This window comes from Streptomyces spongiae (genome assembly GCF_009377185.1).
Taxonomy (GTDB): domain Bacteria; phylum Actinomycetota; class Actinomycetes; order Streptomycetales; family Streptomycetaceae; genus Streptomyces; species Streptomyces spongiae.
Map to the genome: position 1 here is coordinate 1 of NZ_VJZC01000366.1, position 10,082 is coordinate 10,082.

Annotated in this window: 9 protein-coding genes; 2 read left to right on the plus strand and 7 right to left on the minus strand. The window is 69.9% G+C overall.

Annotation, left to right across the window (positions count from 1 at the left end):
* From FNH08_RS34340 to FNH08_RS34360, 5 genes are all read right to left on the minus strand, one after another.
* Positions 1 to 898, minus strand: an 898-nt coding sequence (locus FNH08_RS34340; protein WP_152775438.1) for a dihydrodipicolinate synthase family protein, incomplete at its 3' end; no start/stop codon positions are given.
* Positions 895 to 1,986 carry an oligopeptide/dipeptide ABC transporter ATP-binding protein gene (locus FNH08_RS34345; protein WP_152775439.1) on the minus strand — a complete coding sequence of 364 codons (1,092 nt, stop codon included), beginning with the start codon at positions 1,984 to 1,986 and terminating at the stop codon, positions 895 to 897. The genes FNH08_RS34345 and FNH08_RS34340, both read right to left, overlap by 4 nt.
* Before the next feature lie 226 nt (positions 1,987 to 2,212).
* Positions 2,213 to 4,213 (minus strand): dipeptide/oligopeptide/nickel ABC transporter permease/ATP-binding protein, encoded by a 2,001-nt coding sequence (locus tag FNH08_RS34350; RefSeq protein ID WP_407704506.1) that lies wholly within the window; start codon positions 4,211 to 4,213, stop codon positions 2,213 to 2,215.
* The gene (locus tag FNH08_RS34355; protein WP_322725966.1) at positions 4,213 to 5,172 is read right to left on the minus strand and encodes an ABC transporter permease; all 960 of its coding nucleotides are present in this window, start codon (positions 5,170 to 5,172) and stop codon (positions 4,213 to 4,215) included. Before FNH08_RS34355 ends, FNH08_RS34350 begins: the two co-directional genes overlap by 1 nt.
* 93 nt (positions 5,173 to 5,265) lie before the next feature.
* Positions 5,266 to 6,894, minus strand: coding sequence for an ABC transporter substrate-binding protein (locus FNH08_RS34360; RefSeq protein WP_322725967.1), 1,629 nt, complete (start codon positions 6,892 to 6,894; stop codon positions 5,266 to 5,268).
* 198 nt (positions 6,895 to 7,092) lie between these two features.
* Between FNH08_RS34360 and FNH08_RS34365 the strand changes: the two genes are divergently transcribed.
* The gene (locus FNH08_RS34365; protein ID WP_407704507.1) at positions 7,093 to 7,824 is read left to right on the plus strand and encodes a FadR/GntR family transcriptional regulator; all 732 of its coding nucleotides are present in this window, start codon (positions 7,093 to 7,095) and stop codon (positions 7,822 to 7,824) included.
* 40 nt (positions 7,825 to 7,864) lie between these two features.
* Positions 7,865 to 8,305: a protein-tyrosine phosphatase family protein gene (locus tag FNH08_RS34370; RefSeq protein ID WP_322725968.1), complete on the plus strand. Its 441-nt coding sequence runs from the start codon at positions 7,865 to 7,867 to the stop codon at positions 8,303 to 8,305.
* Positions 8,306 to 8,311: 6 nt separating this feature from the next.
* Here the strand turns inward: FNH08_RS34370 and FNH08_RS34375 are convergent, their stop codons facing one another.
* Positions 8,312 to 9,151, minus strand: coding sequence for an isoprenyl transferase (locus tag FNH08_RS34375; protein ID WP_152775440.1), 840 nt, complete (start codon positions 9,149 to 9,151; stop codon positions 8,312 to 8,314).
* Positions 9,152 to 9,211: 60 nt separating this feature from the next.
* Positions 9,212 to 9,961: a DNA repair protein RecO gene (recO, locus tag FNH08_RS34380; RefSeq protein ID WP_152775441.1), complete on the minus strand. Its 750-nt coding sequence runs from the start codon at positions 9,959 to 9,961 to the stop codon at positions 9,212 to 9,214.
* Positions 9,962 to 10,082: the final 121 nt, after the last annotated feature.

A 10,082-nucleotide genomic window follows, 5' to 3' on the forward strand; every position in this document is an offset into this window, starting at 1 on the left:
CCACCTCACCCTCCGACAACGGCACCTGAGGCTCGGCGGTGGCAGCGCAAGCGATGACCCCCCGCAACTGGAGCGCCGCCTTGAACGCACCGAGGGCCGACGCACTACCGCCCATACGCCCATCCGCCGCACCCACCCCCACCATGCCGAACAGAGCGAACAACCGCTCCTGCTCAGCACGCGCACGCGCCCAGTCACCCGCACGGCACAGCTCGTACAGACGGACGTACCCCGCCGGATCCACGTTGGCGAGCCCGGGCACCGCACCGTCCGCCCCCATCGCCAGCGCCGAGTCGACGACGAGCTCGGAGCCGGTCAGGACGCTGAAGCCGGTGATGTCGTGGCGGGTTCGCGCCCCGGTCACCACCGCGCGGAAACCGGCCTGGTCGCCGCTGGAGTCCTTGAGGCCGGCCAGGACACCCTCGGCCGCGAGGTCGAGGACCAGCTCCGGGTCCAGCTTCGTGTGGACGGAGACCGGAAGGTCGTACGCGACCACCGGGACCGGTGAGCGTTCCGCGATCAACCGGTAGTGGCGGGCGATCTCGACGGCATGGGTGCTCGTGTAGAAGGGCGCGGTGACGACGACACCGTCCGCACCCGCCCCGATGACGGCGGCCACATGGTCGAGCACCCGGGGCGTGGTCATGTCGATCGCGCCCGCCAGAACCGGCAGCCGGCCGCCGACGTGCGCCACGACGGTCTCGACGACCAGCCGCCGCTGCCGGTCCGTCAGATACGCGGCCTCCGACGACGAGCCGAGCACGAACAGTCCGTGCACACCCCCGGCCACCAGATGGTCGACCAGACTGATCAGGGAGGGGACGTCCACCTCGCGGTCCGGTGTCAGCGGGGTGCAGACGGGAGGGACGACACCGGTCAGCGGGGTGGGCATGGTCATGGATGCTCCCTGGGTTCTTTCCGTACGTCGGGTACGGGGACGTCGGCCATGGCGGTGGCCTCGGACGGTGGTGCGGAGGCAGAGGCAGCGGCCTGGGCCACGAGGTCCCGGGTCGGCCTGCCTTCCTCCACAGGATGGTGGCACCGGAAACGGTGACCGGGGGGCGACGCGGCCGCGAAGTCCGGCATCACCTCCGCGCACACGTCGGTCGCCTTCCAGCAGCGCGTACGGAACGGGCAGCCGCTCGGCGGGCGCGTCGCCGACGGGACCGGCCCGACGAGCGGGATCGGGTCGATGGGGTCCAGCAGACCGGGCGTGGCCGAGAAGAGCGCGCGGGTGTACGGGTGGCGGGCGCGGTCGGTGACCTCGTCGGCCGGGGACTCCTCGACGATCCGGCCCAGGTACATGGTGATCACGCGGTCGCTCATGCGCCGGACGGTCTGGATGTCGTGCGACACGAACACCAGGGCCAGGCCGAGGCGTTCCTTGAGGTCCAGCAGGAGGTTGAGGATCTGGGCGCGCACCGACACGTCCAGGGCGCTCGTGGGCTCGTCGGCCACCACCAGGTCAGGGTCCAGGGCGAGGGCCCGGGCGATGGCGACGCGCTGGCGCTGGCCGCCCGACAGCTGGCCGGGGAGGGCGTCGGTGAGTGCCGTCGGCAGACCCACCAGGGACATCAACTCCCGTACGCGGTCCTCGCGTTCGGCCGGTGTGCCGCGTCGGTGGACGTCCAGTGGGTCACGGAGGATCTGGCGGACGGGCAGCCGCCGGTTCAGGGCGGTGGACGGGTCCTGGAAGATCATGCCGGTGCCTCGGCCGATCGTCGCGCGGCGCTCGGCGGGATTCATGACCCACAGGTCCCGGCCCCGGAAGGAGACCGTGCCGGACGTCGGCCGCTGCACACCCACCAGCACCTTGGCCAGCGTCGACTTTCCGCAGCCCGACTCGCCGACCACGCCGACCGTCTCGCCGGGCGCGACACGGAAGTCGGCGCCCGTGAGCGCGTACACCCGGTCGCGCGCGAACAGGCCGCCGCTGCGGGCCTTGTGGACGACGTGGGTGCCGGAGAGGGAGACCAAGGCGTTCAACTCGGGACCCTTTTCTGATGCGCGGCGCGATTTTCCGATAGGCTGTAGTCGGGCGACAGCGGTGCGTAGCGAGAACCAAGCGCGTGCGGGTGTCGCCGATGCGTCACAACTGCATGTTCCGGGCTGGTTTCAACCCGGCTGGTGTTGATCGTGGAAGACCCGGTGGGCTGCTGGTCTGCCGGGCGGCGTGAGCCAGGAATTCCCTTCGTTTTGCGTGGGGGAGGATTCAAGTCACGGCCTCGCTTCCCGTGGGCTCGGGGGCGGTCAGGTCGATCGCCGGGTGGTGGCAGGCGGCCGTGTGGTGCGGGCCGCCGAGGAGGTCGGGGCGGGTCGTGAGGCACACCTCGGTCGCCATCGGGCAGCGGTCGGCGAACCGGCAGCCCTGCGGGAAGTCGGCGGGGGAGGGGACCGTGCCCTTGATCTGCGTCATGCGCTCGGCGGCCGACTCCAGGGACAGCACGCTGCCGAGCAGACCGCGGGTGTAGTGATGGGACGGGCTGCCCACCAGGTCGGCGGTCACGCCCGTCTCCACGATCCGGCCGCCGTACATCACGATCACCCGGTCGGTGACGTCCGCGACGAGCGCCAGGTCGTGCGAGACCAGGATCAGTGCGAAGTCCAGCTCCTCGCGCAGCCGCAGCAGCAGTTCGATGATCTGTGCCTGCACGGTGACGTCCAGGGCGGTCGTCGGCTCGTCGGTGACGATCAGCTTCGGCTCACGGGACAGGGCCATCGCGATGAGGACGCGCTGGCGCTGGCCGCCGGACAGCTCGTGCGGGTAGCTGCGCAGGGTGCGGTCCGGGTCGAGGCCCACGAGCTGAAGCAGCTCGGCCGGGGTGCGCTTGCCGCCCCGCCGTACGACCTGCTTCAGCTGGGCGCGGATCGTCATCGCCGGGTTCAGGGACGACAGCGCGTCCTGGTAGACCATCGCCATCTCGTGGCCGAGCAGCCGGCGCCGTACGCGCATCGGCTCGGCCAGCAGGTCCCGCTGGTCGAAGCGGACCTGTCCGCGCACCCGGGCGCCCTTCGGCTCCAGGCCCATCACGGCCAGCGCGGTCAGCGACTTGCCGCAGCCCGACTCGCCGACCAGGCCGACGACCTCGCCGGGGTGCACCTCGAAGCTGATGCCGTCCACGATGTCCACGCCGCCGTGCCGCTGATCGAAGCCGATGGCGAGGCTCTCGACGGCGAGCACGGGCCGGCCGCCGGGCACGGGCCGGGCCCGGGAACGCAGCCGTCGCGCGGCCTCCGTCAGCCCCGGCAGCTCCAGCACCTTCCCGCTGCCCGGCTCGGGCGCCTCCAGCCGGTCCCGCTCGTCCGGGCGGGCTTCCACGTCCCGGGGCGCGGGCGCCGCCCACGCGTCCGACACGCCCTCGGAGAGGATGTTCAGCGACAGCACCGTGATCAGCATCAGCAGGCCCGGGAACACGGTCGCCCACCAGCCCCCGGTCAGCACCATGTTCTTGCCGTCGGCGATGACGCTGCCCCACGACGGGTCCGGCGGCCGCACGCCCGCGCCGATGAACGACAGGGACGCTTCGAAGACGATGGCCTCGGCGACCTGGACCGTGCAGAACACCAGAACAGGGGCGGCGCAGTTGATGGCCACGTGCTTCACCACGATGTGCGGGGTCCGGGCCCCGATCACCCGCTCGGCCGTCACGTAGTCCTCGCCGTACTGGTCCAGGACGTTGGCCCGTACGACCCGCGCGACCGGCGGGGTGAACAGGAACGCGATCGCGCAGATCAGCACGGTGATGCCACCGCCGAAGACCGCCACCAGCACGGCGGCCAGCGCGATGCCCGGGAACGCCATCACGACGTCCAGGCACCGCATCAGCGTCTCGTCCACCGCCTTGCGCGAGGTGGCCGCGACAGCGCCGATGACCGCCCCCACGACCAGGGCCAGCCCGGTGGCCCCGAGCCCGATGGCGAGCGACCACCGGGCCCCGTACATCAGCCGGCTCAGGATGTCCCGGCCGAGGCTGTCCTGCCCCATCCAGTGATCGGCGGAGGGCCCGCCGGTGCCGTCCACCAGCGCCTGCTGGTCGAGCGGATCGTGCGGGGCGAGCAGGGGTGCCAGCAGGGCCAGCAGCACCACGACCGACAGGAAACACACCGCGATCCGCGACAGCAGCGGAAGCCGCCGCCAGCCGCGCACGCGCAGGCCCGGACGGGACAGGGCGTCCGTGAGCCGCCTGCGCGTCGTCACCATGAAGCCGCCCATCAGCCGGCCTCCCTCAGCCTCGGGTTGACCAGCAGATAGAGGATGTCGATGACGAGGTTGACGACCACGAAGCCGGTGGCCGTGGTCAGCACCACGCCCTGGACCACCGCCGGGTCACCGTTCTTCACGGCGTCGATCATCAGCTTCCCCATCCCGGGCAGCGAGAAGATCGTCTCGATGACGACGGCACCGCCGAGCAGATAGCCCACGCGCAGCCCGAGCACGGTGAGCGGATTGATCAGCGCGTTACGGAGAACGTTCCGCCCGACCACCACCCTCGGCGGCAGCCCGCTCCCGATCGCCGTCCGCACGTAGTCCTTGTCCAGCTCCTCCACCACCGCCGTCCGCACGATCCGGGTGAGCTGCGCGGCCACCGGCAGCGACAGCGCGAACGCGGGCAACGTCATCGTCTTCAGCCAGCCCGTGAACGAGTCCGCCGGATTGACGTACCCGCCCGTCGGGAACCACCCCTGGTCCACCGCCAGGTACTGGATCATCAGCAGCGCCAGCCAGAACCCGGGCGCCGCCACCCCGGTCAGCGACACCACCCGGATGATCTGGTCCGGCAGCCGGTCCCGGTAGATCGCGGCGGTGACCCCACCCAGCAGGGAGAGGACCACCGCGATACCGAGCCCCAGGAACGTGAGCTGCAGCGTGAGCGGCAACGCGGTGGTCACCTGCTCGACCACCGGCGCCCTGGTCAGCGCGCTGGTCCCCATGTCCCCGTGCAACAGATCCCCGACGAACCCCGCGTACCGCACGGGCAACGGGTCCAACAGCCCGTTCTCCTCCCGGAACTGGTGCAGTTGTTCCGGCGTCGGATTGGCCCCCTGGAAGAACGCCGACGCGGGGTCGACATCGGAGAACCGCATGACGAGAAACACGAACAGCACGATCCCGAGCATGAGCGGAACGAGCAGCGCGATCCGGCGGAGCAGAATGCGAAGGATGGCGATCACGTGGGTACTCCCGCGACCCGATAGGGGCGCGGGGAACTGCGCGACAAGCCACGACGCACCCGCAGCCGGCGAACGACCACAACCCCCACGGCGCTACACCCACTTGGCCTGAAGCAGATTGATCCCCGGATAGGGCTGCGCCCTTATCCCGGACAGCCGCTTCGGATCCCACGCCGTCATCAACTCGGTGTGCACCACCGGATACAGCACGGCCTGCTCGGCCACGACATCCACGTAGTCCTGGATCATCGCCGTCTTCTTCTCGGCGTCCGCCTCCCGCGTTGCCTGGTCCATGTCCTTGAAGAGCTTCTTGGCCACGGAGTCGTCGGCCCACCGGGTGTACTGCATCCAGAGGTTCGTCGGCCCGTAGTTGTACCGCATGATCAGATCCGCATCGAGCCCGAACTGATTGGGATTCGAGGCCGCGGCAACCACCTGGTAGTCCTGCTTCTGGTCCATCTTCGTGAAGACGGCCGTGGTCTCCTGCGGCGACAGCGTGGTCTCGACGCCGATCGCGTCCCAGGAGGACTTGATGGTCGGCAGACAGTCGACGATCCAGCTCACGTTCACCGCGAGGATGTCGATCTTCAGCCCCTTGACCCCGGCCTCCTTCAGCAACTGCTTGGCCTTGTCGGGGTCGTAGTCGTACACGGTCTTCGCGCGCCGGTACGTGGGGTTGGCCTCGTTGAGGAACGACGTGGACGGTGTCCCGTGCCCCTTCAGCGCGACCTGGACCATCTTCTCGGTGTCGATGGCGTAGTGCAGCGCCTGCCGGACCCGTACGTCGTCGAAGGGCTTGTGCTTGGTGTTGAACATCAGGAAGAGGTTGTTCATCCCCGAGCCGCCCTTCACGGACAGCCCGCCCTTGGCGAGCTGCGTGATGTTGGCGTACGGGATGTTGTCGGCGATCTGCGCGCCGGCGCTCGCGCCCGAGATCTTCGCGACGCGCGGGGCCGCGTCCACGATGGTCAGCCAGTTCATCTTCTTGAACGCGGCCTTGCGCGGGCCGTTGTAGTCGGCGAACGCCTCGAACGTGGTGTTGGACTTCGGGTGGTGCGCCGTCTGCCGGTACGGTCCCGAGCCGATCGCCTTGCCCTTGATGGCGTCGTCCCACGCGCCCGGCTGGGAGAACACGTGCTTCGGCATGATCTTCGCGAGGGTCAGCCGGGAAACCCCTTCGGGGAAGGGGAACTTCAGCACCAGCTCGACGTTCTGCGCGTCGATCTTCTTCACTTCCTTCAGCCAGCCGGCGAAGAAGCCCTTGGCGAGGGTCTGTGTCTTCGGATCCAGAATCCGGTCGAACACGAAGACGACGTCATCGGCGGTGACCGGCTTCCCGTCGTGGAACTTCGCCCCCGCCCGCAGGGTGAACTTCCACGACGTGCCGCTGACATCGCTCGGCACCTCGGTGGCGAGCGCCGCGTACGGCTCGCGCGAGATGGGGTCGGTGTCGAGGAGGCCCTCGTAGATGTGGTTGTTGGCGGCCATGCAGAAGGCGGACGCGGTCTGCGTCGGGTCCCAGCTGCCGTCGTTTCCGTAGCCGATGACGGCGGTCAGCGTCCCGTTGCCGCCGCCCCCGTCGCCGGTGTCGTTGGTGGACTCGGGCCCGGACGAGCAGGCGGTTAACGACGAGGAGATGGCGGCGGCGGCGCCCAGTGCGCCGGAGTACTTCAGGAACGACCGGCGGTGCATCGCCGGCACGTCGGGGGTCACGTCGCGCACGGTCCCTCCAGCAGCAGTTTTTGATCCGAGGAGATACGACGTCCTACGTCTAGGTGGCAGCGTGACCTTAAGAGGGCCCGTGGAGGCGGTCAAGGCATCGCACACGAATGGCGTATCTTCCAGAGGTGCGACCAATGGCAAAGCGAAATCCGCCCGGAGGTGGGACGTCGGATGTCCAGTGAGCGTACGATGCGGCGCATGTCTCAGGAGACCGGGAACCGACGCCGGCCCGAGCGGCGGGTGAGCAGCCAGATCCAGCGTGACGTGATGCAGCTGATCCTCGACCGCAAGCTCCAGGCGGGCGCGCCGCTGCCCACCGAGACGGAGCTGATGGAGGACCTCGGTGTGAGCCGGAACTCCGTCCGGGAGGCCCTCAAGGCGCTCCAGGCGCTCGACATAGTCGACATCCGGCACGGCTACGGCACCTATGTCGGCGAGGCATCCCTGACCCCCCTCGTCGACGGTCTGACCTTCCGCACGCTCGCCCGGCCGGACGACGATCCGGGCGCCCTGGCCGAGATCCTCCAGGTGCGCGAGGTGCTGGAGGAGGGCCTGATCCGCCGGGTCGCGGCCACGCTGTCCGATGCCGAGCTGGACCACCTGGAAGCCGTGGTCGACCGTATGGAGGCGGCCGGGAAGGCGGGGGAGCCCTTCCCCGAACTCGACCGTGAGTTCCACGAACTGCTGTACGCGTCGCTGGGCAACGCACTCGTGCCGCAGCTGCTCGGCGCCTTCTGGACGGTGTTCCGCCGGGTCTCGGGTGCGCGCGGCTGGACGGACGACCCGTCCCCCGAGCTCACCGTGCGCCGCCACCGCGACATCGTCACCGCCCTGCGGGCCCACGACGTCGAGGCCGCCCAGCGCGCGATGGCCGACCACTTCCGAGGCATCGAGGCGAGGGCGGCACAGGAGTCGCGCGGGGTCGGCTGATCTTCCCTCACCGCCCGTGGTCCGTGCGTAGGCTGACCCGGTGACCGAGCCCTGGAACCCGACCGACCCCGGCGTCCTGCGCCTGCCCTCCGGACGCCTGGTGCGCGGCCGTGGCCTGCGCAACCCCCTCCCCGAGGGCCCGGCTCCCACGTACGCCGTGTACCTCCTCGGCAAGCAGCCACCCGAAGTCCCCTGGCACGCCGACTGGTTGCGCTGGCCCGACTTCCGCCTGCCCAGCGACCGCACCCGGGCCGAGGAGACGCTCAAAAACGTCTGGTCCCGCGCCGCCACCGAGCGCGTGGAACTCGCCTGCGGCGGCGGCCGCGGCCGCACGGGCACCGCCCTGGCCTGCCTCGCGGTCCTGGACGGCGTACCACCGCAGGAGGCGGTGGCGTACGTACGCGAGCACTACGACCGGCACGCGGTGGAGACCCCGTGGCAGCGACGGTACGTACGGCGCTTCGCGGCGCCTGTCGCCTAGGGCCGGTCAGCCTTCCTCGGTCCGGCCCTCCATCGCCAGCAGCTCCTCGTTCGGGATGGCGCCCCCGAAGCGGCGGTCGCGGGAGGCGAACTCCACGCACGCGCGCCACAGGTCACGCCGGTCGAAGTCGGGCCACAGGACGTCCTGGAAGACCATCTCGGCGTAGGCGCTCTGCCAGATCAGGTAGTTGGAGGTGCGCTGCTCGCCGCTCGGGCGCAGGAACAGGTCCACCTCGGGCATGTCCGGGTAGTACAGGTAGCGCGCGAAGGTCTTCTCGTTGACCTTCGACGGGTCGAGCCGGCCCGCCTTCACGTCCTCCGCGAGGGCCTGCGCCGCGTCGGCGATCTCAGCCCGGCCGCCGTAGTTCATGCAGAAGTACAGCGTGAGCCGGTCGTTGTCCTTGGTCTGCTCCTGGGCGACCTGGAGCTCCTTGGCGACCGACTTCCACAGCTTGGGCATACGGCCCACCCAGCGCACCCGGATGCCCAGTTCGTCGAGCGTGTCTCGGGTCTTGCGGATGAAGTCGCGGTTGAAGTTCATCAGGAAGCGCACCTCGTCGGGCGAGCGCTTCCAGTTCTCCGTGGAGAAGGCGTACAACGAGATGTTCTTGACGCCCATCTCGACCCCGCCCTGGAGCACGTCCAGCACGCGCTCGGCGCCCATCTTGTGCCCCTCGGTGCGCGGCAGCCCCCGCTCCTTGGCCCAGCGGCCGTTGCCGTCCATGACGATCGCCACATGGCTGGGGACCAGCTCGCCGGGGAGCTTCGGCGGGCGGGCACCGGACGGGTGCGGCTCCGGCGTCCTGTACTCGCGGCGCTGGCGGCCCAGGATCCCGCGTACGACCATGTGCTTCTCGTCTCCTTGTGGTTGCTGCTGTGGTCTGTTGGGTCTGTTGGGTGTGTTGAGTCAGGACTTCTCGACGTACCGCAGGGAGCGCAGCCCGCGCTCCATGTGCCAGTGCAGGTACGCGGACACCAGCCCGCTCCCCTCCCGCACGTACCGCGGCTCGCACGCGTCCGCCGTCTCCCAGTCTCCCGTGAGCAGCGCGCCGAGCAGTTCGAGGGCCTGGGGAGACGGTACGACACTGCCGGGCACCCGGCAGTCCACGCAAACGGAGCCCCCGGACGCCACCGAGAAGAAGCGGTTCGGCCCCGGCAGCCCGCACTTCGCACAGTTGCTGAAGCTGGGCGCGTACCCGTTCACGGCGAGGGAACGCAGCAGGAACGCGTCGAGAACGAGATGCGGTGCGTGCTCCCCGCGGGCGAGGGTGCGCAGCCCGCCGACGAGCAGAAGGTACTGCTGTACGGCGGGCTCGCCCTCGTGGTCGGTGAAACGCTCGGCGGTCTCCAGCATCGCCGTCCCGGCGGTGTAGCGGGCGTAGTCGGCGACGATGCCGCCGCCGTACGGAGCGATGGTCTCGCTCTGTGTGCACAGCGGCAGCCCGCGGCCGATCAGCTCACTGCCCCGCGCGAAGAACTGCACGTCCACGTGCGAGAAGGGTTCGAGGCGGGCCCCGAACTTGGACTTGGTGCGCCGCACGCCGCGGGCCACGGCCCGTACCCGTCCGTGACCGCGCGTGAGCAACGTGATGATCCGGTCCGCCTCGCCCAGCTTCTGGGTGCGCAGCACGATGCCGTCGTCGCGGAACAGACTCATGGGGTCCATTCTTGCCTACGGTGCGGGGGTGCCGGTCGGGAGCGGTTCCTTTTCAGGGCCGGTTCAGGGCCGGGGCTCGCGGCCAGGTGAGTCGCCCCCCGCCGCCCCTACCCTGTCTCTT

Excerpts from the sequence above, each read along its gene's own strand:
- FNH08_RS34350 (WP_407704506.1), bottom strand. The coding sequence starts at position 4,213 with ATGGGCGGCTTCATGGTGACGACGCGCAGGCGGCTCACGGACGCCCTG.
- FNH08_RS34365 (WP_407704507.1), top strand. The coding sequence starts at position 7,093 with ATGTCTCAGGAGACCGGGAACCGACGCCGGCCCGAGCGGCGGGTGAGC.
- recO (WP_152775441.1), bottom strand. The coding sequence starts at position 9,961 with ATGAGTCTGTTCCGCGACGACGGCATCGTGCTGCGCACCCAGAAGCTG.
- FNH08_RS34375 (WP_152775440.1), bottom strand. The coding sequence starts at position 9,151 with ATGGTCGTACGCGGGATCCTGGGCCGCCAGCGCCGCGAGTACAGGACG.